This is a genomic window from Microbacterium sp. S1037, assembly GCF_048381605.1.
Classification (GTDB): Bacteria; Actinomycetota; Actinomycetes; order Actinomycetales; family Microbacteriaceae; genus Microbacterium; species Microbacterium testaceum_B.
This window is the reverse complement of sequence record NZ_JBLWIG010000002.1, coordinates 815,737-837,902: the sequence shown is the minus strand read 5'-3', so window position 1 is coordinate 837,902 and position 22,166 is coordinate 815,737. Positions and strand designations below refer to the sequence as shown.

The following is a 22,166-nucleotide window of genomic DNA, read 5'->3' as shown; positions in this document are numbered from 1 at the left end:
GCGATCAGGAAGTTCCTCGGCGTCGGCTGACCCGCCGGATCGCGCGAGGTTCCGCCGACGAGAGCCCTACGCCGTCTCCGCCTTCCGCTTGCGGTAGGCGTTGACATTCATGCGGTTTCCGCAGTTGCCGGCGTCGCAATAGCGCTTCGAGCCGTTCTTCGAGAAGTCGACATAGACGCCGTTGCAATCGTCGGCGTCGCACACGCGGACGCGTGCGTACTCGTCGGCACGGATGACGTCGACGAAAGCCATCGCCGTCTCGACGAGCATGCGCTGGGCGAGATGGTCCGAGGCCTCCGACGCGTGGATGTGCCAGTCGAACTCGTCGTGCCGGACGAGCTGCGGCAGTGCCCGCCCGTCGCGCAGCATCGCATTGACGAGGGGGACCGCGCCATCGCGGTCGACGTTCCAGAGCTGTTGGATGCGGGAACGGATGCCGCGCACCTCGGCGAGCTCGTGCTCGTCTCTCGCGCGCGAACCGGTGTAGGTGTGTCGCTCGGCGAAGTCGTCGAGCTCGGCCATCGTGGTCAGGCTGTCGATCCCGCTCACGTCGGTCTGGGGCAGGGTGTTGACCAGCTCGACGGTCGCGCGCAGCACCAGTTCGGTGTCACGGATGAAGACCATGTTGACTCCTGACATGTGGAGGTCCTACTGTCACGAGTGTAAACGTTCTTCACTCCTGACAGCAGGCCCGTATGACCACGTCGTCCGTCACCCTCCCTCGCCCCACTCACCGTGGCTCCGGCGCCGTCACGGGCCTCGCCATCGCGGTCGCCTCCGCGCTCGCGTTCTCGAGCAGCGGCCCGTTCGTGAAGCCGCTCCTCGACGGCGGGTGGTCGCTCGGCACGGTGCTCCTCGTGCGGATGAGCGTCGCTGCGCTCCTGCTCTCGCCCGCTCTCGTCGTCGCAATCCGTCGTCAGCGCGGGTTCCTCCGCCGTCACGGTCTGCTGATCGTCTCGTTCGGACTCACCGCCGTCGCCGGGTGCCAGCTGTTCTACTTCGCCGCGATGCAGCGGATGCCGGTGGCCGTCGCCCTGCTCATCCAGTACATCGCGCCGGTGCTCATCGTGATCGCGGTGTGGGTCCGCACCCGTCGAGCCCCATCGACAGCGGTGCTCATTGGGTCGGTCGTCGCGATGACGGGCCTCGTGCTCGTGGTCGACATCAGCGGTGCACGGTTCGACCTCCTCGGCACCGTCTTCGCGCTCTGCGCCGCGGTGTGCGCGGCGGCGTACTTCGTGATCGCCGGACGCGCGGGCGATGATCTCCCGCCGCTGGCCCTCGCCGCGGGAGGGCTGATCGTCGGGGCGCTTCTCATGGGGATCCTCGTGGCCACCGGCATCCTTCCCTTCGCCGCACCCTCGATCACGGTCTCGCTCGCCGGTCTTCAGGTTCCCGGCATCCTGCCCCTGCTCTGGGTGGGGGCCGTGGCGACGACTCTCGGCTACGCGCTCGGCGTGATCGCGGTGCCGCTGATCGGCTCGCGCCTGGCGTCGTTCGTCGGCCTCAGCGAGGTGCTCTTCGCCCTCGGGTTCGCCTGGCTGCTGCTGGGCGAGACCCCCGCTCCGATCCAGTTCGCGGGTGGGGCGCTCATCCTCGTGGGCGTCGTGCTCGTGCGGTTGGATGCCGGGAGCCCGGCCGAACCGAAGACCGAGACGGCGAGCATCCCGGTGGTGCCGGCGCCGTGAGCTGACGCGGGTTCCGGTCCCTTCGACGGGCTCAGGGACTCTGGGAACAGGGGCAGCGCGGGTTCCGGTCCCTTCGACGAGCTCAGGGATTTCGGACGCATGCGGGGCGCGGCTAGATCTCGTCGCGCGCGAGATCCATCAGCGGCCCCACCCGGTACCCGATGACCTCGCCCATCACGAGCGACGTCTCGGTACGTTCGACGCCCTCGATCGCGAGGATGCGCGCGTCGGTGTCGAACAGGTGCTGGGTGTCGCGGCACGCCACCCGCACGAGCAAGTCGACCTGGCCACTGAGCCCGTGCGCCTGCAGTACCTCGGGAACCTTCGCGAGCTCCTCGCGGATCGCGGGAAGCTCGGCCTGACGCACCGTCACCTGCAGGAACGCCTCGATCGGGAACCCGAGGGCCTCGGCCGACAGCGTGCGCTCGTACGACAGGAACACGCCCCCGCGTTCGAGTCGGCTCATGCGGGCCTGGACCGTGTTGCGCGAGAGCCCGAGCTTCTCGGCGAGCGCGACGACGGTGGCACGCGGATCGGCGGACAGGGCGCGGAGGAGGTCGAGGTCCACGGCGTCGAGCTTGCTCATGGTGCGAAACAATAGCAGGGCGCCGACCCTCGATAGTGCGCAGAATGCTGAGTTATCTACCCAGGTCTTGAGCGCCCTGCCTTCCACGCGTACGGTCGGCCGTGTCGGCGACGTAGCCGGCACCCGGAACGCCCCGGCTCTCACGAGGAGCCCGGGCCGCAGCTGGAGGGATGACGATGACGTACACCCAGACCCAGGACTCGCTCACCGGAGGGGTCCCCGACCAGGGCGAGCTGCTGAGGCTGCTCGAGCCCGACGGCTCCCGCGTCGCCGACGCCACCCTCGACCCGTGGGTGTCGGACCTCTCGCCGCACGAGCTGCGGGCCCTCCACCGCGACATGGTCCTCACCCGGAGACTGGATGCCGAGGGCGTCGCGCTCCAGCGACAGGGCCAGCTCGCCCTGTGGGCACCGTGCCGCGGTCAGGAGGCCGTGCAGGTCGGCACCGCCCTTGCTCTCGCACCCGGCGACTTCGTCTTCCCGAGCTACCGCGAGCACGGAGTGCTGCTCGGACGCGGCGCGCAGCCCGCGGACTACGTGCTCGCCTGGCGCGGGGAGGAGCACTCCGCTTACGACCACACCACTATCAACGCCGCTCCACCCCAGATCATCATCGGCGCGCAGTCGCTGCACGCCACCGGGTGGGCCATGGGTGCGCAGCGCGACGGGTCGACCGACGTCGCCGTCGCGTACTACGGCGACGGAGCCACGAGCCAGGGTGACGTCAACGAGGCGATGGTCTTCGCCTCCTCGTTCCGCGCCCCGGTCGTCTTCGTCTGCTCGAACAATCAGTGGGCGATCTCGGAACCCGTCACCGTCCAGGCGAAGTACCCCATCGCGGGCCGGGCGCCGGGGTTCGGCATCCCGAGTCTGCGGATCGACGGCAACGACGCGCTCGCGTGCGTCGCCGCGATGCGGTGGGCGCTGGATCGCGCGCGACGCGGGGAGGGGCCCTCGTTCATCGAGGCGGTGACCTACCGCATGGGTCCGCACACCACGAGCGACGACCCGACCCGCTACCGGGAGCCCGGCGAGGTCGAGGCCTGGGCGCAGCGCGACCCCATCGAGCGGCTCGAGGCGTACCTGCGGGCCGAGGGGATCCTCGACGACTCCGGGCTCGACGAGGTCGCGCGGGCCGCCGACGCGCTCGCCGCCGAGGTCCGTGCGGCGTGCATCGGCGCCACGACGCGCGCGCCCGAGACGATGTTCGACCACGTCTATGCCGAGCCGCACGCGGGTCTGGACCGTCAGAAGGCCGAGTACGTCGACTACCTCGCGGGGTTCGAGAAGTGACCGCCCTGACGCTCGGCGCCGCGATCAACGCGGGCCTGTCGAAAGCACTCGAGAACGACGACAAGGAGATGTCGAGATGACCGCCCTGACTCTCGGCGCCGCGATCAACGCGGGCCTCGCGAAAGCACTCGAGAACGACGACAGGGTCCTGCTCATGGGCGAGGACATCGGCAAGCTCGGCGGCGTCTTCCGCGTGACCGACGGCCTGCAGCAGCGATTCGGCGCGCAGCGCGTCGTGGACACCCCGCTCGCCGAGGCGGGCATCGTCGGCACCGCCGTCGGTCTGGCCCTGCGGGGCTACCGTCCGGTCGTCGAGATCCAGTTCGACGGGTTCGTGTATCCGGCTTTCGACCAGATCGTCTGTCAGGTCGCCAAACTCCACTACCGCAGCAACGGACGGATCCGGATGCCACTGGTCATCCGCATCCCGTGGGCCGGGGGAGTGGGAGCCGCCGAGCACCACTCCGAGTCGCCCGAAGCGTACTTCGTCCACACGGCGGGGCTCCGTGTCGTCGCCGCCAGCAACCCGCAGGACGCCTACGTGATGCTGCGTCAGGCAGTGGCATCCGAGGATCCCGTCATCTTCTTCGAGCCGAAGCGCCTGTACCACTCGAAGGGTGAGGTCGACCTGGATGCCGATCTGGCCGACGCCCCGCCGATGCACCTCGCCCGCGTAGCCCGCGAGGGCACCGACGCGACGATCGTCACCTACGGGGCGCAGGTGCGCACGGCCCTGGATGCCGCGCTCGCCGCGGAGGACGAGGGCGTCTCGCTCGAGGTCATCGACCTGCGCTCGCTGTCGCCGATCGACATGAACACCGTCGCGGCATCCGTCCGCAAGACCGGCCGCGTCGTCGTCACCCACGAGGCGGCCCGAGAGGCCGGCGTCGGAGCGGAGCTCGTCGCGAGCATCACGGAGCAGTGCTTCCACTACCTCGAGACGCCCCCGCAACGCGTGACCGGGCACGACATCCCGTACCCGCCCTCGAAGCTCGAGAAGCACCACGTGCCGGACCTGGACCGGATCCTGTTCGCCGTGGATCGGGTGCTGGAGCGCGAGGAAGGGGTGCTGCGATGATCCGGGAATGCTGTGCTGAACCATCGGGTGTCGTCGAGGCGAAGGGGGGCGTTCGATGATCGCGGAATTCCGCCTTCCCGACCTCGGCGAAGGTCTCCCCGAGGCCGAGATCGTGCAGTGGCACGTGGCCGAGGGCGACGAGGTCACGCTCAACCAGACGATCGCCGAGGTCGAGACGGCCAAGGCGATCGTCGAGATCCCCTCCCCGTACGCGGGCACCGTGCAGGGGCTGCACGCCGCAGCGGGTGACGTCGTCGCGGTGGGTTCGCCGCTGGTGTCGTTCGCGGTGGGGTCGGATGCCGAGAGCCCGGCCGCGGTGGAAACGGGTTCGCCCGCGAGCCGTCCGGCGGAGGTCGTGGCCGACACGCCGGTGTCGGGGGCGTCCGAGCGGCGTGCCGCGGACGATGTCCGCGCGACGGCACAGGGGGCCTCGGCCGCGGGCGCGAGCCGTCAGGCGGAGGTCGTGGCCGACACGCCGGTGTCGGGGGCGTCCGAGCGGCGTGTCGCGGACGATCTCAGCGCGACGGCACGCGGCGAGTCCGAGAAGGCCACCCCGAACCTCGTTGGGTACGGGGCTGCACCCTCATCGGGCAGCCGGCCGCGGCGGCGAGCGCGGGGCGGCGCCACGGCTGTCCTCGACGGTGACACCGCCGTGCGCGAGGCCGCGCCGCACGACGTGCTGCGCACCGGGCCGATCGACCTGCCCCTCGAACGCCCGCGATCCACGCCGCCCGTCCGCAAGCTCGCGAGAGACCTCGGTGTCGACCTCGTCGTCGTCGCCGCAGCCCACCCGGGTGAGACGGTGACCCGCGCGCACGTCGAGGAGTTCGCGGCACGCACCCCCACGGAAGCACAGGTGCCCGGCATGGTCACCGACACCCTTCCCTCCGCGTCGACGGTCCCCCCGGCCAGTCCTTTCGCACCCGCTCGCGCCGACCGCCCCTCGGACGCGCGCGTCACGCGCACGCCGATCCGCGGGGTGCGCAAGCACACCGCCGCCGCGATGGTGCAGAGCGCGTTCACCGCTCCGCATGCGACGACGTTCCTCACGCTCGACGTGACCGCGACGACCGAGCTGTTGGCATCCCTCAAGACCGATCGTGCCCTCGACGGACATCGCATCGGCGTGCTCGCGATCGTCGCCCAGGCGGTGTGCCTCGCCCTCGGACGGACGCCCGCGCTGAACGCGAGATGGGACGAGACCGCGGGCGAGATCATCGAGCACCACTACGTCAACCTCGGGATCGCCGCCGCGACCGAGCGTGGGCTGGTGGTGCCGGTGATCCCGGATGCCGACACCCTCGGGCTCATCGACCTCGCCGACGCGATCGCCGAGCTCGCCGCGACCGCTCGCGCGGGCCGGACGGCACCGGCCGCCATGACAGGCGGGACGTTCTCGATCACCAACGTCGGGGTCTTCGGAGTGGATGCCGGGACCCCGATCCTCAACCCCGGTGAGGCGGGCATCCTCGCGGTGGGCGCCGTGCGGCGCACCCCGTGGGAGCATCACGGCGAGATCGCCCTGCGAGACGTGCTCACACTCAGTCTCTCGTTCGACCACCGTCTGGTCGACGGAGCGGAAGCGGCGCGGTTCCTCGCCGATGTCGCCGGCGTCCTCCGCGAACCCGGCCGAGCCATGCTGTTTCCCCGCCCTCGAGGAGGAGACTTCCTGTGAGCATCGACACCCAGCAGGCGTTCACCGACGACGAGCGCGAACTCGCCGCCATGGTCCGCGAGTTCGCCGACGACGTCATCGCGCCTCGCTCCTACGAAGCCGACCGCGCGCACGAGCTCCCGCTCGATCTCGTGACCCAGATGGGCGAGATCGGACTGTTCGGTCTGCCGTTCCCGGAGGAGGTCGGCGGTCAGGGAGGTGACTACGCGAGTCTGTGCGTCGCAATCGAGGGCATCGCCCGCGTCGACCAGTCGATGGCGATCACGCTCGAAGCGGGCGTCGGCCTCGGTGCGATGCCGCTGTTCCGATACGGCACCGACGCGCAGAAGGCGGAGTATCTGCCTGACCTCGTCGCCGGTCGTGCCCTGGCGGGCTTCGGTCTCACCGAGGCCGAGGCCGGCAGCGACGCCGGGGCCACCCGGACGACGGCGCGGCTCGAGGGCGGGGAGTGGGTGATCGACGGGTCGAAGCAGTTCATCACCAACTCGGGCACCGCGATCACCCGCTTCGTCACCGTCACGGCTGTGACCGGGCGCACGGGGGAGCGGCCCGAGATCTCGACGATCATCGTCCCGAACGGCACACCCGGATTCACGGTCGGCCCCGCCTACGACAAGGTCGGTTGGAACGCCTCCGACACGCACCCGCTGACGTTCGACGGCGTGCGCGTTCCCGAGGCGAACCTCCTCGGTGAGCGCGGACAGGGCTTCAAGAACTTCCTCCGCACGCTCGACGAGGGACGCGTGGCGATCGCAGCCCTCGCCACGGGGGCAGCGGAGGGATGCCTCGAAGCCGCCGTCGACTACGCGCGCAGCCGCACGGTGTTCGGGGAACGGTTGTCCACGCGCCAGAGCATCCAGTTCCTCCTCGCGCGCATGCACGCCCGCGTCCACACGGCGCGGCTCGCCTGGGTGCACGCGGCACGCCTGTGCGACGCCGGGAAGCCGTTCTCGGTCGACGCGGCCGTCGCGAAGATGACGGCGAGCGACGCCGCGATGGCCAACGCCCGCGACGCGACGCAGGTGTTCGGTGGCAACGGCTTCATCAACGAGTACCCGGTCGCCCGGCACTACCGCGACTCGAAGATCCTCGAGATCGGCGAGGGCACGACCGAGGTGCAGCTCATGGTGATCTCGCGGGCGCTGGGGCTGAGCTGAGGGGGTCGCGGTCGCGATGCCCGCGCGCGCGGCACGATCAGCTCGCGACGCGCGGAGCCGGCGCGGGGGACGACGGTGTCGGTCTCAGCTCGCGACGCCCGCGTACGCGAGCATCTCCCAGCGGTCTCCGTCGAGGCGGAACGTCGTCGCCGAGCAGTTCGGCAGCCTCTCACCTTCGCGGGGGAAGGCGCCGTCGGTGGCGTACATGATGACCTCACGGATGAGCGCGCCGTGCGCGACAGCGATGACATCAGCTCCTTCGGGAGCGGATGCCACGGCCTCGGCGAGCGCGGCGAGCGCACGCTCCCGCACCACCGGCCAGGTCTCCGCGCCCGGCACGTCGGCGGCGTGCCACGGGCCGTACGTCTCGTAGAAGGTGGGGGCGTCCATGCCCTCGGCGTCGCCGTAGGAGCGTTCCTGGAGTCCTGGCATCCGGCGGCTCACCGTGGTGCCGAGGGCGTCGGCGAGGATGTCGGCGGTCTCTGCCGCCCGGGAGAGGTCGCTCGAGACGATGACGACGTCGCGCCCCGCGTACTCGGCGGCCAGGGTCTCGGCGAGCTCGCGGGCCTGGGCGCGTCCGGTGTCGTTCAGGGGGATGTCGGTCGAGCCCTGGATGCGGCCCCCGGAGTTCCAGTCGGTCTCACCGTGTCGCACGAGGGTCAGGATCGTCACTCCTCGAGCCTAACCGCTGGGGCGGGCGGCGAGCCGCGGACAGGTGCGGTCGAGGCGAGCCCCGCCGCGAGACCGTGGCGCGGTGCCCTGGAACGGCCCCCGGCGCGGTCGGGTGTGCGCCGGGGGCCGAGATTCGGGGATGCGCTAACGCGCGACCGCGGGGATGTTCAGCGCTTCCGCGACCACGCGGGCGAAGCCCTGCGGATCCGCGAGGTGCGCGAAGTGGTCGGCCCCTTCGATGTCGGTGATGCCGGCGTTCGGGATGACCTCGACCAGGTCGTGCGCGGACTGATACAGGAACGACGTGGTCGCCGTCCCCGCGATGAGGTGGGTCGGGTCGTCGATCTCGGCGTACGGGGTCAGGTCGTTGCCGAGGGCATCGATCTCGGCGAGCTCGCGCACCCACGTCGGGGTGAGTGGCACGCTCGCACCCCACAGCGGCGTCTCGCGGATGAAGGGGATCGCTTCGGCCGGCACGCGGACGAAGTTCACGAGCGCGTACTCGAGTGCGCCGTCGAGGTCGCCGGCATCCACCAGCTCGCGATACCCCGCCAGGCGGTCGCCCGCGACCGCGCCCTGCACGGCCAGCGGCGGCTCGTACGCGACGAGTGTCCCTCCGCCCAGGCCGTGCTCCCGCGCGTATGCGAGGGTTGCCAGCGCTCCGAACGAATGACCGAGCAGGTGCGCTCCGGGGCCGGCCACCTCCATCATCGCGGCGATGTCGGCGACCTCGTGGGCGAGCGAGTACTCCTCCGTGTCGCCCGTGCCGCCTCGGCCGCGACGGTCGTAGACGTACAGGGTCACGTGCTCGGCGAGGGCTTCGCTGGCGGGGATCCACTGCTCCTTCGTCGCGATGCTTCCGTGCGTGACGACGAGAGCGGGGCCGGCCCCTCGACGGAAGTAGGCGATGGGCGTCCCATCGGACGAGGTGGTCTCGTGGTGCTCGAGTTCGGACATGCTCTGCCTCCTTGCAGATGGGCGTCGATGCTCTCACCGGGCCCGCGGCGCCGTGCCGCGGCATCCCGTGGCGACATGGTGTAACACATTTGCGTCTGGCGCAAGAGAAATGTCTCGCTTTATTCGTATGTGTGACAAAAACCCGTTGCGCAACACGCATGAGTAATGCAACCTGGAGGGGAGTTCATGTCGAGGAGGACCGATGAGCGAGACCGTGACCCCGGTCGAGAATGCGATGCAGCCTGAGGACACTCCCGAGCTGCGTGCCCTGTACCGCGGATTCGAGGAGAACCATCTCATCCCGTTGTGGACGCAGCTCGACGACCTCATGCCGCAGACGCCGCAGCCGAAGGCCCTGCCGTGGGTGTGGCGGTGGAGAGCCCTGCGGCCGCTGGCGGAACGCGCCGGCGACCTCGTCCCGGTCGGTCGGGGCGGCGAGCGACGTGCCATCGGCCTCGCCAACCCCGGGATGGGCGGGCGCGCGTACATCTCGCCGACGTTGTGGGCCGCGATCCAACAGCTCGGTCCGCGCGAGACGGCGCCCGAGCACCGACACTCGCAGAACGCTTTCCGTTTCGTCACCTCCGGCGAGGGCGTCTGGACCGTCGTCAACGGAGACCCGGTGCGCATGAGCCGCGGCGACTTCCTGCTGACCCCGGGGTGGCACTTCCACGGCCACCACAACGAGACCGATGAGTCGATGACCTGGATCGACGGGCTCGACATCCCCTTCGCCTACCAGATGGACTCCGGCTTCTTCGAGTTCGGGTCGGAGCGGGTGACCGACGAAGCGACCCCCAACTTCTCGCGCTCCGAGCGTCTCTGGGCTCACCCGGGACTGCTGCCGCTCGCGGGCCTCCGGCGCACCGTCTCGAGTCCCATCGGTGCCTACCGCTGGGAGCACACCGACGCCGCACTCACCGACCAGCTCCTGCTGGAGGGCGAGGGGATGCCGGCTACGGTCGGCCCCGGCCACGCGGCCGTGCGCTTCGCCAACCCGACGACCGGCGGCGACGTCATGCCCACGATCCGCGCGCAGTTCCATCGCCTGCGCGAGGGCGCGTCGACGCCGGTGCGCCAAGAGGTCGGGTCGAACGTCTACCAGGTGTTCCAGGGAACCGGACGCGTGTTGCTGGGCGACACCGAGCACACCGTCGAGCACGGAGACATCTTCGTCGTGCCGAGCTGGTGCCGCTTCCGCGTGCAGGCGGAGACCCGCCTGGACCTGTTCCACTTCAGCGACACGCCCATCTTCGAGGGGCTGGGGCTGTACCGCGAGTTCGAAGAGGAGACCGACCGATGAAGCTGATGACCCTGCATTGGAAGGGGGCCACCGCCGCGGCCCGCGCGGACGGGAGTCGAGCCGTCGTGCTGGAGCCCTTCGCCGACGTCGGCGACGTGCTGCGGGCCGGCTCCGTGTCGGCCGTGGCGGGCATCGAGGGCCCGGTCGTCGATCTGGATGCCGTGGACTTCGCGCCCGTGATCCTCGCACCGAGCAAGATCGTGTGCGTGGGCCTGAACTACCGAGCCCACATCCTCGAGATGAAGCGCGAACTGCCCGAGTACCCGGTGCTCTTCGCCAAGTTCTCCGACACGCTCGCGGCGGCGGGCGAGGAGATCGCTCTGCCGGTCGAAAGTCCCGAGATCGACTGGGAGGGCGAGCTCGCCGTCGTCATCGGCTCCACCGTGCGTCGCGCTTCCGCCGAGCAGGCGGAGGACGCCATCGCCGGCTACACGATCGCGAACGACGTCTCGATGCGTGACTGGCAGTTCCGCACCCGCGAGTGGCTGCAGGGCAAGATGTGGGAGCGCTCGACGCCCCTCGGGCCCGTGCTCGCGACCCCCGAGGAGATCCCCTCGGACGCTCGAATGACCACCACGGTCGACGGTGTGCAGAAGCAGGTGGGCGACATCCACGACCTCGTTCACGGGCCCGTCGACCTCGTGCGATACGTCTCCACGATCACGACGCTGCGTCCGGGCGACGTCATCCTCACGGGTACGCCCGGCGGCGTGGGCCATGCGCGTGAACCTCGCGAGTATCTGGCATCCGGGAGCGTGGTCGAGGTGACGATCGACGGGATCGGGATCCTGCGCAATCGGTTCGTCACGGAGGAGCCGTGACGGCGGGGGAGCTGACGCCCGAACAGATCGCGCTGCGGGAACGTCAAGGTGCCGGCGCGCGATACGACGCCGAAGCCGCCCCGCATGCGCACCTCGATCTCGCCCGGCGGGGCACGGCGTACTTCGCCCGCCGTCTCATGCAGCTCGACGACGCCGACCTCGACGCACCGAGCCTGCTGCCCGGATGGTCGCGTCGGCACCTGGTCGCGCACGTTGGCTACAACGCCCGTGCTGTCGCGCGCCTGGTGGAGTGGGCTCGCACGGGCATCGAGAACCGGATGTATTCCTCCGACACGCAACGGTGGGACGAGATCGTCCTCGGAGCGACCCTGCCGACGCGAGCGCTGCGTCATCTCGTCGACCACGCCGCGGTGCACCTCGACGTCGAGTGGCGCGATCTGACCGACGAACAGTGGGATGCCGAGGTCGTCACCGCTCAAGGACGCACGGTGCCCGCGCGCGAGACGGCGTGGATGCGCGCAAAAGAGGTGTGGGTGCACGCGGTCGACCTCGACAACGGCGGATCGTTCCTGGACTTTCCACCCGAGATGATCGACGGGATCGTCGCCGACGTGCTGCGCGCCTGGACGCGCCGGAGCGAGCCCGGCGCCGTCGTGCTCCGCGCCACGGACCGAGAGGACTCGCCGGGTTCGTACGGCGAGAACGGTCCGGAGGTCGAGGGGGCGGCGGCGGATCTGGCGCGCTGGCTCGCCGGTCGCGGGGCGCGTCGCCTGCGGGTCGTGGGCGGCGGGGAATTGCCGGAGATCGCGCGCTGGTTCTGACGGGGTTGAGAGTGGCGGCTCGGCGAGGGGTCGCCATTCTCATGTGTTGAGCTCGAGGTATCCGATGCTCAGAGTGATGTCTCCCAGGATGATGACAGGCGACAGATATCCGACGAGAACGAAGGTGCCGGAGCGGCTTGCTGTGATGACGACATCCGCCAGCCAACGGACGGCCGGATGCCGCCGCGCCGCGGGATGAGGGAGCAACGCTCGCAGTTTGCCTAGCGCCAAGAGGCGAGAGCGGTGACCTGAACGGCGGAAGTCCCATCCCAGTCGCACGCCTACGACGGAGCTTCCGATGAGCGTCGCGCCCGCGACGATCGGCCACGTCGCGCTCCACGCCGTGGCAGGTGAGGCCGCGTCGTTCAGGGGAATCGTATCCATCACGGCGCCGACGACGCCGCCGTACGCGGCGGCCGCCCCGAAAAGAGCCGCTCCGGCGGACACTTTCACCAGGTCGGTCACCCGCGCCGCCAACTCCGAGGTCTCACGGAACGGTTTGGACGGCGGCATGTATGCGGCCAAGGCCAGCATGAGGAGAAGCATGAGGCTGAGGCTTCCCATCGTCAGGATTCCCGCCGCGCGCGGTCCGCAGGCGGCGGCTGTGAGCACGATGACTGCTAGCCATGTGACGGGCAATCCTGCCGCCGGGGCCAGCAGAATGCGCGCCAATCGTCGCACCGCAGACCTCAGCGTCGCCCACCTGTCCGCGTTCGGTGATGACAACTCATGCATGTGCCGTGTCCTTCTCTCCCGTTTCATCTAGAGGGAAAGGTAGGACGTGCTCGGACGCCGGACGGATAGGCCCCTTTGAACTCCCTCACGACGGAGGGGGTTTCACCCGCCTGGCACCGCCGGCAGCTCCACCACCTCGCCGAGCGGGGTGTAGCGCGGACCGGCCAGGCGCCCGATCGGTCGGAGAAGCGCCGTGTCGATGCTGGCCGCACCCGTCGACCCGATCCGCACCACGTCGTCGCGTACGGTCCAGCTCACGACCGTACCCACGACGAACTCGCCGCCGGTCGGGCTGAACGCGGTGGTGGAGTGATAGCGGCATTCCATGCGGACCGGGGCGTCGGCGAGGCCCGGGACGCCGATCACCCGCGACTCCGCGAGCGCGAGCCCCAGGCGGTCTGCCTCGCCGACGTCCGGCGGCATCCACTCGGAACTCGCGTGCAGCGCCTCGAGGAGGGGCTCATCGGCGATATTCACGACGAACTCGCCCTGCTCCTCGATGTTGCGGATCGTGTCCTTGCGGCCGTTCGCGCGCCGATTGACGGTGAAACCGAGCATCGCGGGGTGCTGGCTCACCCAGGTGAACGAGCTGAAGGGCGCCAGGTTCACCGGGTCGCGCCCGCTCGTCACCCACGCGATCGGGCGCGGAACGACGGAGCCGACGAGCAGACGGTAGGTGTCGGCGGGGGAGAGGGCGGCGGCGTCGATGAACATCAGAGGACCTTTCCGGTAGGCCCGAGCTCGGCGGAGAACCGTGTGCGGAGCGCGTGCGCGGTGATCATCGCGAGAGCCTCTCGGATGCCGTGAGCTCGTCCGCGAGACGCTCCCGCAGCGCCTTCTTGTCGATCTTGCCGACCTTCGTCAGGGGCAGTTCCTCGACGGTGACGAGGTGGTCGGGGCGTTTGAACGCCGCCACCCCCGATGCGTCGAAGTGCGCGCGTACCGTGCCGAGATCGAGCTCGTGCCCGTCATGCAGGACCGCGAACAGGCACACCGTCTCGCCGAGGGTGTCGTGCGGCATGGCGACCGCGGCCGCGAGCCGCACCGAAGCCAGCCCGTACACGAGGTTCTCGACCTCCTCGGCGGAGATGTTCTCGCCGCCGCGGTTGATCATGTCCTTGCTGCGGCCCTCGACGACGAGATTGCCGTCGGGGCGCTGACGCACGATGTCGCCGGTGATGTAGAAGCCGTCGGGGGTGAAGGACCGGGCGTTCGCCTCGGGGGCGTCGTAGTAGCCGCGCGGCGTGTACGGCCCGCGGGTGAGCAGCACGCCGGGTTCGCCCGCGGCGACCTCGAGACCGGTCGTCTCATCGACCACGCGCAACTCGTCGAAGGACGACACGGGCCGCCCCTGTGTGCCGACGACGACCTCGATCGGATCGTTGAGGCGCGTGACGTTGATGAGCCCCTCGGCCATGCCGAAGACCTGCTGCAGCGTCCCGGGAAACCCGCGCACGACACGCTCCGCGAGCTCGTCGGCCAGGCGCGCGCCGCCGACCTGCAGCACGCGCAGGCTCCGCAGCGCGTCGAATCCCTCCACGGCGGCGTGATCCAGCCACGAGGCGACGACCGCGGGCACCGCGGCGGTGTGAGTGACCCCGTGTCGTTCGATCGCCGCGAAGGCACGTTCCGGCCGGGGGGACCCGAGAGGGACGACGGTGCCGCCGGCCAGCAGGGTGCCGAGAATCCCGGGGCACGCGAGCGGGAAGTTGTGGCCCATCGGCAGCGTCACGAGGTACACGGTGTCGCGGTCGACCGCCGAGGGAGGCGACGTGAGGACGATGTTGCACAGGTAATCGTCGTGCGTGCGGGCGATGAGCTTGGGCAGGCCCGTCGTTCCGCCTGACAGAAGGAACACCGCGACGTCCGCGGCATCCGGAGTCGGCAGCCGGCGGGTGCGGGTGGCCTCGTCGGAGGGCGCGCACAACGCGGTGAGGCTGACGGTGTCGGGCTGGGGGGTCGTGTCGCCGAGGACGATGAGATCCCGCACCGTCGGGCTCGACGCGCGGAGAGTGCGGGCAAGCGCCAGGTGGTCGAAGCCGCGGAGCGAGTCGGGGGTGACCAGAGCGACCGCTTCGGATGCCGAGACCAGGTGTCGCAGCTCGTGCTCGCGGTGGGCGGGCAGCGCCATCACCGGCACGATGCCCACCCGCAGGCACGCCAGCGTCAGGACCACGAACGTCCAGTGATTGGGCAGCTGCACCACGACCCGGTCGTCGGGGGCGAGTCCCCGATCGATCAGGCGCGCCGCGCAGGCCTCGACCCGGTCGTGCACCTCGGCGTACGTGAGCGACACCGCGTCGTCGACCAGCGCGATGCGGTCGGCGTGCACGTGCGCGGCCTCGGCGAACGCGTCACCCAGGGTGCGGCCCTGCCACAGCCCCGCGGTGCGGTAGCGTTCGACGATCTCGGCGGGCCAGGGCGTCGTCCCCTCCCGCGTCCTCATCGCAGCACCGCATCCGCACGGCCCGAGAGCACCAGGGTCATGGCACGATCTTCGTCGCAATCGGGCTCGTCGATGATCGCCGCCACGCCGTGGCGCAGGCGTGCTGCTTCGGCGATGAGCTGACGGTCGAGAGCGCTGCCCCCGGTGACCAGCACCGCGGCGGCATCGCGGTGGGAGGCGAGGGCCTCGCGCACGGCGTCGTCGGGTCGGATGCCGTCACCCGCCGCCACGGTGACGACAGGGGGCAGGTCATCGCGGTCGACCACGCGTCGATCGAGGAGCCCCGTGACGGCGGACTCCAACGGTGGCGCCCCGTGCCGGCTCTGCCACCGATCGAGCGCTCGGCGCAGGGCATCCGGATCACGTCGGGCGATCTTCGCCGCGGGGAGGGCGCGCGAGAAGAAGTGGAACCCGAACTGCCAGGGCTCGAAGGCGTGGAAGTAGGTGCCGAAGTTCTCCCACCACGACAGGCTCGGTCGGGCCGCGCCCTGGATGCGGGCCACCTGCGGCTGCCGGACCGCCTCGTAGGCGAGAAATGCGGCATCGATGTCGTCGGGGTGTGCGGCGAGCGCGTCGGCGAGGGCGATGGCGTCCTCGAGCGACATCTTCGTGCCACTGCCGACCGAGAAGTGAGCGGTGTGCACGGCGTCACCGAGCAGGGCGACGTTGCCGTGGTGCCAGCTGCGCGCGCGGATCGTACGGAAATTGCCCCACCGCGAGTTGTTGCCGATGAGGCGCGCGCCGTCGATGAGCGGGGCGAAGATCTGCTCGAGGCGCTTCTGGCTGTGCTCGTCGCTCGGCCCCGGGGGAGTGGAGAGATCGAACCCGTCGAGTCCGGCGGCGCGCCAGGTGTCCTCGTCGGTCTCGACGATGAAGGTCGACAGGCCCCCGCCGATCGGGTACGCGTGCGCGGCGAAGACCCCGGCCACGTCCTCCGGCAGGCCGTCGGCGTGCGTGTGCAAGAAGGTCAGTCCCTCGAAGGGTGCGTCGGTCGCGAACCAGATGAACTTGGCGGCGGCGGTCTCGTAGGTCACGCCCAGGGTGTCGTCGCCGATCGTGGCGCGGGTTTGGGAATTCGCGCCGTCCGCGGCGACGATCACGTCGTAATCGTCGAGCTCGTCGACGCGCCGTGGGGTGCAGAAGTGCAGGTGGGCGCCGGCGTCCGCGGCGCGCCGCTGGAGGGCCGCGAGAAGATCCTTTCGCAACACGGCGCCCATGCCGTTGCCGCCGAATGTCATGGTCTCGCCCTTCGCGCTGACGCGGATGGCGTCCCACCTCACTCCCGAGGCGTCGAGGGTCTCCCGCAGCGCCGAGTCCGCGGCATCCACTCCGCTCTGCGTGGCGTCCGAGAACACGACGCCGAAGCCGAACGCCTCGTCGGCGCGGTTGCGCTCGAACAGGTCCACCTCCGCGCGGGGGATGTTCCGCGCGGCCAGGGCGGCGAAGAGAAGGCCGCCGGGACCGCCTCCGATGATCGCGATACGCATGTCAGCCTCCTTGCTGAAGATGTCGATCCGTCACGACGCAATGAGTATGCAACACAAGTGCGTTCTCCGCCATAGCTTCGTTACATTCATCTCCGGTAACGTTCTCGCATGCGCCCCCGCTCCCTCGTCTTCACGCTCTTCGGGGACTACTTCCGCTACTGCGGCGACGGCGAGGTTCCCCTGCGCGGGCTCAGTGACGTCCTGCAGCTGTTCGACATCGAGCCGGCCACCACCCGCGTGGTCATGTCGCGCCTACGCGCCGACGGCTGGTTCGACACGCGTCGCGACGGAAGGCTCACGACCTACGTCCTGTCGCCGAAAGCGTGGCAGTTGCTCGATGAGGGGCGTGAGCGCATCTTCCGCCACGTCGCCGGCGACTGGAGCGGGGAATGGACGCTCATCGCCACACGCGCGGGTGATCGCTCGGCGCGCGATGAGATGCGCAAGAGCCTCACCTGGCTGGGCTTCGGTCAGCTGCAGCCCGCCGTCTGGATCGCCCCCGGTGACCGCGCGGCCGCGGCGAGAGAGCTGATGGAGGCCAACGGAGTGGGCTCGGACGTGTTCGTCAGCCGGACGGGCGACCTCGATCATGACCGCTCGATCGCGGCCCGCGGGTGGGACCTCGCCGCCCTCGACTCGCTTTACGGCGCTTTCGTGCACACTCACGACGTGGCCGCGTCCGAGGCGAACGATGACGACGCCCTCGTGGCGCGTGTGCGGTTGACCGACGACTACCGCCGATTCCCCTTCACCGACCCCGACCTGCCGAGCGTTCTCCTCCCCGCGGGGTGGAACGCGCCGCGCGCACACGAGGTGTTCGTACGGCGCCACGGCGAGCTGCGCGACCGCGCGACGGCCGCGATCGAACGCCTCACCGGGCTGCGTGTGCGGGGGGCGCACCGAGCGTTCCTCGAGGGCGGGGCGGTCGGTTTCACCCGCGGGACGTAGTCGTCGCGGCCGAGGCGTCAGAGCAGTCCCGGCAACCGCTCCGCGAACGCGCGCAGCACGGGCGTCGTGCCGCCGTCGACCTTGACCGCGGCGCGACGATCCGCGCGGGTCTCGCCGCGGTTGATGATGACGACGGGAAGGCGCCGTCGGCGCGCGCGCTCCACGAGGCGGATGCCCGAGTTCACCACGAGCGACGACCCCGCGATGACGAGCGCTTCGCTCGCGTGCACGAGCTGCTCGGCCTCGCGGAACTTCTCGACCGGGATGTACTCGCCGAAGAAGACGACGTCGGGCTTCAGCGTGCCGCCGCACACCGAGCAGACCGGGACGACGAAACCCTCCGCCGAGGTCGGGGCGACGTCGCCGTCGGGGCCGAGTTCGACGTTCTCGGGGGCGGTGATCCACGGGTTCTCGACCTCGATGCGCTCGGCGAGGTCGCGGCGGTCGAAGATCTGCCCGCAGTGCAGGCAGCCGATGCGGCGCATCGTGCCGTGCAGCTCGACGACCCGCCCGCTGCCCGCGCGCACGTGCAGACCGTCGACGTTCTGCGTCACGACGCCGTTCGACACCCCCGCCGCTTCGAGATCGGCCAGAGCGCGATGGCCGTCGTTGGGTTCGGCCGCGGCGAAGACCTTCCACCCCAGGTGGCTGCCCACCCAGTACCGGCGGCGGGCCTCAGCGCTGGAGAGGAACTGCTGCACCGTCATCGGAGTGCGGGTGGGAGCACCCTTTCCGCGGTAGTCGGGGATGCCCGAATCCGTCGACACGCCCGCGCCCGTGAGCACCGCGATCCGGCGACCCGCAAGCACCTCGACGGCCCGATCGATGGATGCCAGGGACTCGGCATCCTTCGTCGTGTCGGTCATGCGCACCTCCGTCGTATCGAGTCTAGGGCGGGCCGTCACCCACCGGACGCGCACCGGAACGCCGTCGATACTGGAGGGATGAGCGCTCTCCCCCCACCCGCCATGCTCGACATCACCTGCCTCCGCCGCGTGCGACCGTGGGGTGGAGAGCCGGTCGACATCGCGATGGATGCCGGAATCATCACCGCCGTCACCCCCGCGGGGTCCGCGCCGATCGGTGTCCGGGAGTTCGACGGGCGTGGCCTGCTCGCTCTGCCGGGCATCGTGAACGCCCACGCCCACGTCGACAAGTCCTGGTGGGGCCTGCCGTGGCAGTCGTACGGCGGCGAGGGCACCACGGAGGGGCGCATCCGCCACGAGCGGGCCGAACGCGAGGCCCTCGGCATCCCCTCGCTCGAACGCTCCGCGCACGTCCTGCGCGAGTTCGTGCGTCACGGCACCACGGCGATCCGCACGCACGTCGACGTCGACACCGGCGTCGGGCTGCGCGGGATCGAGTCGGTCGAAGAAGCCGCCGCAGCCTACGAGGGTGCGCTCGACGTGCGGATCGTCGCGTTTCCGCAAGACGGCGTCCTTCGTCGCCCCGGTGTGCTCGACTCGCTGCGGGATGCCGCGACCCGGCCGAGCGTCGACGCGATCGGCGGGCTCGACCCGGCGACCATCGACCGCGACCCGGTCGGACAGATCGACGCGATCACCGCGCTCGCCGCCGACACCGGGGTCGGTGTCGACATCCACCTGCACGACCCCGCCGAGCTCGGTGCGTTCCAGATCGAGCTGCTCGTCGACCGTGCGTCACGGCTCGGCCTGCGTGATCGCGTGAACATCGCGCATGGCTTCGCGGTCGCCCAGCTGGCCCCCTCGCACCGTCGCGACCTGTTGGCCGCGATGGCGGAGGTCGGGGTCACGATGACGACGGTCGCACCCCTGCGGCTCCCGCAGCTGCCCCTCGCCGAGCTCGACGCCGCCGGCGTGCGCTTCGCGTTCGGCACCGACGGCATCCGCGACCTCTGGAGCCCCTACGGCACGGGCGACACGCTCGGCATCGCGTGGCAGTACGCGCGGGCCGCGGGACTCGTCCGCGACGAGGATCTGCTCCGCGTCGTGCGGCTCGCGACGACCGCCGGCGCCTGGGCCGTCGGCCGTGACCAGCACGACCTCGTCGAGGGAGCGCGCGCCGACGTCGTGCTGGTGGATGCCGAGAACCCGATGGACGCGCTCGTCCGCGTGCCCGAACGCGCCCTGGTCGTCGGCGGCGGGCGGGTGCTGCACGTGGCGTAGCCCCCTTGCCCTTCCCGTTGAGTGTCCAGGACACGCCGTGAAGCGCACGGGCGTCACGGCGTGTTGTGGACACTCGACAGTGAGGCGGACCCGAGGCCGCGGGCGCGCGGGGGCTGGCACGATGGACGGATGCCCGTCATCCCACTCGACTCCGCCGACGACCCGCGCCTCGCCGACTACCGCGATCTCACGGACGTGTCGCTCCGGCGGGTGACCGAGCCCGCGGGCGGGCTGTACATCGCGGAGTCGTCGAAAGTCCTCGACCGCGCGCTCCGTGCCGGGCACCGTCCGCGGTCGGTCCTGGTACAGGAGAAGTTCCTCGCCGATGCCCTCGCGCTGGCGGGGGAGGATGCCGAGATCTACGTCGTCCCGGCCGAGGTCGCCGAGCAGGTCACGGGGTACACCGTGCACCGCGGGCTGCTGGCATCCATGCATCGCCCGGCGTTGGCATCCGTCGAAGAGGTCGTCAAGGACGCGCGGCTGGTCGTGGTGCTCGAAGACATCGTCGATCACACCAATATCGGGGCGGCGTTCCGTTCCGCTGCGGCCCTCGGGGCGGACGCCGTGCTCGTCACGCCGCGCTGTGCGGATCCGCTCTACCGGCGGAGCGTGCGCGTGAGCATGGGCACGGTGTTCCAGGTGCCGTGGACGCGGCTCCCCGAGTGGTCGGAGGCCAAACCGCTGCTGCATGCGGCAGGTTTGCACCTCGCCGCCCTCGCCCTCTCGGACGACGCCGTCACGCTCGACGCCTTCTCCGCCGCGGGCCACGAGCGCGTCGCCCTGCTGATGGGCGCCGAGGGCGACGGGCTGAGCCGCGGTGCGCTCGCCGCCGCCGACACGGTCGTGACGATCCCGATGGCCGGGGGAGTGGACTCTCTCAATGTCGCCGCGGCGAGCGCCGTCGCACTGTGGGAGCTGGGGCGCGGGCGGCGCTGACTTCACTCTTCGACGCGCGCTCCCGTGGCGCCAGCGGGTGGGCGCGGGCGAGGCTCTCGCTCTGGCGGAGGCGAAGGTTCGCAGCGGCATCCGTGCTCTCCGCGAGGCGTCCCACGTTCGAGGCACGGAAGTCCGTCGCCGCGGGACGTCGTGCTATCGCGGAGCGAAACGAGCGGGAGGCTGCTCGTGGCCGGGGCCTGGTCGGTCTTCGTCGACCGTCGGGGGCGGGCCGATGATCGTGCGCTCGCGGTACCAGCGTTCCGACTCCGCGGCGACGCGCACGCGCGAATCGGGGTCGTTCTCCAGTGCGGCGATCACGTCGTCGGGCAGATCGTGCTCCCCGGCCAGGAACCACCGGTCGACGACCGACCCGTCGCGCACCACGCGACGAGCCCGCTCGTCGTCGCGGGGGAGTCCCTCGGGCGGGGTGTCGGCGCGGTCGACCCCGACGTGCAGATTCGCGGGGGCCAGAATCTTGCCCGGTCGATAGTCGGGCTGAAGATACAGACTGATGACGACGCCACCGCCGTGCCATTCCAGGGGATGGGCGGCCATCCAGTCACCCTCGGTCCACCGCACGTCGTCCAGCGGCCACCCCGACCAGTCGTCGCCTTCGGTGTGAAACGCCCACCGGTCCGTTCGGGAGGTGAGGAAGGATGCCACGGCCTGCGCCCGTACGCGCACCTCGTCCTCCTCGCCCTCGAAGAACACCGAGAGATTCGGCGCCCAAGCGGACGACAGGAGGTCCCAGCCGCCAGCAGCGAAGCGACCGCTCTCCACGTCGGGCGTCCACCCCGCGTCAGCCAGCCCCGTCGCGAGCGACTCGGCATCGCGCAGGAGGGTGTCGGCGTCGGCGGCGGCGAGCAGGGCGAGAACGGCTTCGGGTAGCTCGACGGTGGGGCGTCCCTCGGCGTCACTCATTGCGCCTGCGCCTGCGCTTGCGCCTCGCCGAGCGCGGTCGCCACGTCGCGGAACAGCTCGAGGACGTCGACATCTTCGCCCGCCTCCATCCGCTTGGAGATCATGGTCATCGGGAAGGCGAGGTCGTCTGGTCCGCCGAACCGAAGCGCAGGATCGCTCCCCAGCTCGTCGTCGACCTGCACCCACTCGGCGCCGGTCACGCGGGCGAGGACGTCGCCGAAGACGATCCCCAGCGACTGCAGCTTCCACGTCTCATCGGGACGGACCTCGGCGACGAGAGCTGCGATCACCGAGAGCGCGGTGCGGTTGTCACTCCGGTCCAGCGGGGCGTCGGCGCTCACCGACGTCCACACCCACTCTCGGCGCGCGTCCATCTCGGCGGCGAGGTCGGCCGACAGGGGAACCGAGATCGGCCCCTCGGTCTGTGCCGTCGGTGGGACGGAGGATGCGACGGACGGGGAGACCGGCGGCGGGGGCTGGCTCTCGGACCGCGCACCGCGGAAGAACCCGCGTAAGCCCTTCGTCGCCACGGCTG

22 protein-coding genes are annotated in these 22,166 nt (G+C 70.6%); 11 read left to right on the top strand and 11 right to left on the bottom strand.

Translation table 11 applies throughout. The features are described from left to right. Nucleotides 1–66: 66 nt before the first annotated feature. Complete coding sequence (locus ACMW4R_RS14720) at nt 67–624, bottom strand: CGNR zinc finger domain-containing protein (RefSeq protein ID WP_058598066.1); 558 nt, start codon at nt 622–624, stop codon at nt 67–69. Between the two features lie 71 nt (nt 625–695). On the opposite strand from ACMW4R_RS14720, the gene ACMW4R_RS14715 reads away from it, so the two are divergent. Then, entirely contained in the window at nt 696–1,688 is a 993-nt protein-coding gene (locus ACMW4R_RS14715; RefSeq protein WP_058628766.1) for an EamA family transporter, read from the top strand. A 112-nt stretch (nt 1,689–1,800) separates the two neighbouring features. On the opposite strand, the gene ACMW4R_RS14710 is transcribed toward ACMW4R_RS14715, so the two are convergent. Further along, nucleotides 1,801–2,274, bottom strand: a complete 474-nt coding sequence (locus ACMW4R_RS14710) for an Lrp/AsnC family transcriptional regulator (protein WP_058598068.1) — start codon at nt 2,272–2,274, stop codon at nt 1,801–1,803. 176 nt (nt 2,275–2,450) lie between these two features. Between ACMW4R_RS14710 and pdhA the strand changes: the two genes are divergently transcribed. The 4 genes from pdhA to ACMW4R_RS14690 all read left to right on the top strand — a co-directional run bounded on the left by pdhA (nt 2,451) and on the right by ACMW4R_RS14690 (nt 7,476). Then, nucleotides 2,451–3,566, top strand: a complete 1,116-nt coding sequence (gene pdhA, locus ACMW4R_RS14705; protein WP_418300243.1) for a pyruvate dehydrogenase (acetyl-transferring) E1 component subunit alpha — start codon at nt 2,451–2,453, stop codon at nt 3,564–3,566. A 76-nt stretch (nt 3,567–3,642) separates the two neighbouring features. Further along, the gene (locus ACMW4R_RS14700) at nt 3,643–4,644 is read left to right on the top strand and encodes an alpha-ketoacid dehydrogenase subunit beta (RefSeq protein ID WP_418300242.1); all 1,002 of its coding nucleotides are present in this window, start codon (nt 3,643–3,645) and stop codon (nt 4,642–4,644) included. Nucleotides 4,645–4,699: 55 nt separating this feature from the next. After that, a complete protein-coding gene (locus ACMW4R_RS14695) occupies nt 4,700–6,319 on the top strand; it encodes a dihydrolipoamide acetyltransferase family protein (RefSeq protein ID WP_418300241.1) in 1,620 nt (539 codons plus the stop codon). Then, the gene (locus ACMW4R_RS14690) at nt 6,316–7,476 is read left to right on the top strand and encodes an acyl-CoA dehydrogenase family protein (RefSeq protein WP_418300240.1); all 1,161 of its coding nucleotides are present in this window, start codon (nt 6,316–6,318) and stop codon (nt 7,474–7,476) included. The genes ACMW4R_RS14695 and ACMW4R_RS14690 overlap by 4 nt, the downstream gene beginning before the upstream one ends. A gap of 84 nt (nt 7,477–7,560) precedes the next feature. On the opposite strand, the gene ACMW4R_RS14685 is transcribed toward ACMW4R_RS14690, so the two are convergent. After that, on the bottom strand, nt 7,561–8,148 hold the full coding sequence (locus ACMW4R_RS14685; protein ID WP_058628770.1) for a histidine phosphatase family protein: 588 nt from the start codon (nt 8,146–8,148) through the stop codon (nt 7,561–7,563). Nucleotides 8,149–8,292: 144 nt separating this feature from the next. Continuing rightward, nucleotides 8,293–9,105, bottom strand: a complete 813-nt coding sequence (locus ACMW4R_RS14680; RefSeq protein ID WP_418300239.1) for an alpha/beta fold hydrolase — start codon at nt 9,103–9,105, stop codon at nt 8,293–8,295. A gap of 202 nt (nt 9,106–9,307) precedes the next feature. Between ACMW4R_RS14680 and ACMW4R_RS14675 the strand changes: the two genes are divergently transcribed. Genes ACMW4R_RS14675 through ACMW4R_RS14665 form a run of 3 tightly spaced genes read left to right on the top strand, consistent with a single transcriptional unit; the run spans nt 9,308 to nt 12,011 of the window. Then, a complete protein-coding gene (locus ACMW4R_RS14675) occupies nt 9,308–10,408 on the top strand; it encodes a cupin domain-containing protein (RefSeq protein ID WP_418300238.1) in 1,101 nt (366 codons plus the stop codon). Further along, the gene (locus ACMW4R_RS14670; protein ID WP_418300237.1) at nt 10,405–11,229 is read left to right on the top strand and encodes a fumarylacetoacetate hydrolase family protein; all 825 of its coding nucleotides are present in this window, start codon (nt 10,405–10,407) and stop codon (nt 11,227–11,229) included. The genes ACMW4R_RS14675 and ACMW4R_RS14670 overlap by 4 nt, the downstream gene beginning before the upstream one ends. After that, nucleotides 11,226–12,011, top strand: a complete 786-nt coding sequence (locus tag ACMW4R_RS14665; RefSeq protein WP_418300236.1) for a maleylpyruvate isomerase family mycothiol-dependent enzyme — start codon at nt 11,226–11,228, stop codon at nt 12,009–12,011. The genes ACMW4R_RS14670 and ACMW4R_RS14665 overlap by 4 nt, the downstream gene beginning before the upstream one ends. A 39-nt stretch (nt 12,012–12,050) precedes the next feature. On the opposite strand, the gene ACMW4R_RS14660 is transcribed toward ACMW4R_RS14665, so the two are convergent. From ACMW4R_RS14660 to ACMW4R_RS14645, 4 genes are all read right to left on the bottom strand, one after another. Continuing rightward, complete coding sequence (locus ACMW4R_RS14660) at nt 12,051–12,683, bottom strand: hypothetical protein (protein ID WP_418300235.1); 633 nt, start codon at nt 12,681–12,683, stop codon at nt 12,051–12,053. A gap of 165 nt (nt 12,684–12,848) precedes the next feature. Continuing rightward, a complete protein-coding gene (locus ACMW4R_RS14655; RefSeq protein ID WP_418300234.1) occupies nt 12,849–13,460 on the bottom strand; it encodes a flavin reductase family protein in 612 nt (203 codons plus the stop codon). A 64-nt stretch (nt 13,461–13,524) separates the two neighbouring features. Next, complete coding sequence (locus ACMW4R_RS14650) at nt 13,525–15,192, bottom strand: (2,3-dihydroxybenzoyl)adenylate synthase (protein ID WP_418300233.1); 1,668 nt, start codon at nt 15,190–15,192, stop codon at nt 13,525–13,527. Beyond that, entirely contained in the window at nt 15,189–16,679 is a 1,491-nt protein-coding gene (locus tag ACMW4R_RS14645) for an FAD-dependent monooxygenase (protein ID WP_418300232.1), read from the bottom strand. Before ACMW4R_RS14645 ends, ACMW4R_RS14650 begins: the two co-directional genes overlap by 4 nt. A gap of 108 nt (nt 16,680–16,787) precedes the next feature. Here ACMW4R_RS14645 and ACMW4R_RS14640 point away from each other — a divergent pair, with 108 nt between their 5' ends. Beyond that, on the top strand, nt 16,788–17,627 hold the full coding sequence (locus ACMW4R_RS14640; RefSeq protein WP_058598079.1) for a PaaX family transcriptional regulator C-terminal domain-containing protein: 840 nt from the start codon (nt 16,788–16,790) through the stop codon (nt 17,625–17,627). Nucleotides 17,628–17,644: 17 nt separating this feature from the next. Here ACMW4R_RS14640 and ACMW4R_RS14635 read toward each other — a convergent pair whose 3' ends face one another. Continuing rightward, on the bottom strand, nt 17,645–18,493 hold the full coding sequence (locus ACMW4R_RS14635) for a Sir2 family NAD-dependent protein deacetylase (protein ID WP_418300231.1): 849 nt from the start codon (nt 18,491–18,493) through the stop codon (nt 17,645–17,647). A 78-nt stretch (nt 18,494–18,571) separates the two neighbouring features. Here ACMW4R_RS14635 and ACMW4R_RS14630 point away from each other — a divergent pair, with 78 nt between their 5' ends. Together ACMW4R_RS14630 and ACMW4R_RS14625 are read left to right on the top strand one after the other, a co-directional pair. Further along, complete coding sequence (locus ACMW4R_RS14630; RefSeq protein WP_418300230.1) at nt 18,572–19,774, top strand: amidohydrolase family protein; 1,203 nt, start codon at nt 18,572–18,574, stop codon at nt 19,772–19,774. 129 nt (nt 19,775–19,903) lie between these two features. Further along, entirely contained in the window at nt 19,904–20,710 is an 807-nt protein-coding gene (locus ACMW4R_RS14625; protein WP_418300229.1) for a TrmH family RNA methyltransferase, read from the top strand. 153 nt (nt 20,711–20,863) lie between these two features. Here ACMW4R_RS14625 and ACMW4R_RS14620 read toward each other — a convergent pair whose 3' ends face one another. Then, entirely contained in the window at nt 20,864–21,631 is a 768-nt protein-coding gene (locus ACMW4R_RS14620; protein ID WP_418300228.1) for a hypothetical protein, read from the bottom strand. Continuing rightward, nucleotides 21,628–22,161, bottom strand: a complete 534-nt coding sequence (locus ACMW4R_RS14615) for a DUF3806 domain-containing protein (RefSeq protein WP_418300227.1) — start codon at nt 22,159–22,161, stop codon at nt 21,628–21,630. The genes ACMW4R_RS14620 and ACMW4R_RS14615 overlap by 4 nt, the downstream gene beginning before the upstream one ends. Nucleotides 22,162–22,166: the final 5 nt, after the last annotated feature.

What these genes read in the sequence shown, in the direction of transcription:
- ACMW4R_RS14630 (WP_418300230.1), top strand. Translation starts at nt 18,572, where the DNA reads ATGAGCGCTCTCCCCCCACCCGCCATGCTCGACATCACCTGCCTCCGC.
- ACMW4R_RS14700 (WP_418300242.1), top strand. Translation starts at nt 3,643, where the DNA reads ATGACCGCCCTGACTCTCGGCGCCGCGATCAACGCGGGCCTCGCGAAA.
- ACMW4R_RS14620 (WP_418300228.1), bottom strand. Translation starts at nt 21,631, where the DNA reads ATGAGTGACGCCGAGGGACGCCCCACCGTCGAGCTACCCGAAGCCGTT.
- ACMW4R_RS14680 (WP_418300239.1), bottom strand. Translation starts at nt 9,105, where the DNA reads ATGTCCGAACTCGAGCACCACGAGACCACCTCGTCCGATGGGACGCCC.
- ACMW4R_RS14715 (WP_058628766.1), top strand. Translation starts at nt 696, where the DNA reads ATGACCACGTCGTCCGTCACCCTCCCTCGCCCCACTCACCGTGGCTCC.
- pdhA (WP_418300243.1), top strand. Translation starts at nt 2,451, where the DNA reads ATGACGTACACCCAGACCCAGGACTCGCTCACCGGAGGGGTCCCCGAC.
- ACMW4R_RS14635 (WP_418300231.1), bottom strand. Translation starts at nt 18,493, where the DNA reads ATGACCGACACGACGAAGGATGCCGAGTCCCTGGCATCCATCGATCGG.
- ACMW4R_RS14645 (WP_418300232.1), bottom strand. Translation starts at nt 16,679, where the DNA reads ATGCGTATCGCGATCATCGGAGGCGGTCCCGGCGGCCTTCTCTTCGCC.
- ACMW4R_RS14695 (WP_418300241.1), top strand. Translation starts at nt 4,700, where the DNA reads ATGATCGCGGAATTCCGCCTTCCCGACCTCGGCGAAGGTCTCCCCGAG.
- ACMW4R_RS14670 (WP_418300237.1), top strand. Translation starts at nt 10,405, where the DNA reads ATGAAGCTGATGACCCTGCATTGGAAGGGGGCCACCGCCGCGGCCCGC.
- ACMW4R_RS14650 (WP_418300233.1), bottom strand. Translation starts at nt 15,192, where the DNA reads ATGAGGACGCGGGAGGGGACGACGCCCTGGCCCGCCGAGATCGTCGAA.
- ACMW4R_RS14655 (WP_418300234.1), bottom strand. Translation starts at nt 13,460, where the DNA reads ATGTTCATCGACGCCGCCGCCCTCTCCCCCGCCGACACCTACCGTCTG.
- ACMW4R_RS14720 (WP_058598066.1), bottom strand. Translation starts at nt 624, where the DNA reads ATGGTCTTCATCCGTGACACCGAACTGGTGCTGCGCGCGACCGTCGAG.
- ACMW4R_RS14640 (WP_058598079.1), top strand. Translation starts at nt 16,788, where the DNA reads ATGCGCCCCCGCTCCCTCGTCTTCACGCTCTTCGGGGACTACTTCCGC.
- ACMW4R_RS14710 (WP_058598068.1), bottom strand. Translation starts at nt 2,274, where the DNA reads ATGAGCAAGCTCGACGCCGTGGACCTCGACCTCCTCCGCGCCCTGTCC.
- ACMW4R_RS14675 (WP_418300238.1), top strand. Translation starts at nt 9,308, where the DNA reads ATGAGCGAGACCGTGACCCCGGTCGAGAATGCGATGCAGCCTGAGGAC.
- ACMW4R_RS14625 (WP_418300229.1), top strand. Translation starts at nt 19,904, where the DNA reads ATGCCCGTCATCCCACTCGACTCCGCCGACGACCCGCGCCTCGCCGAC.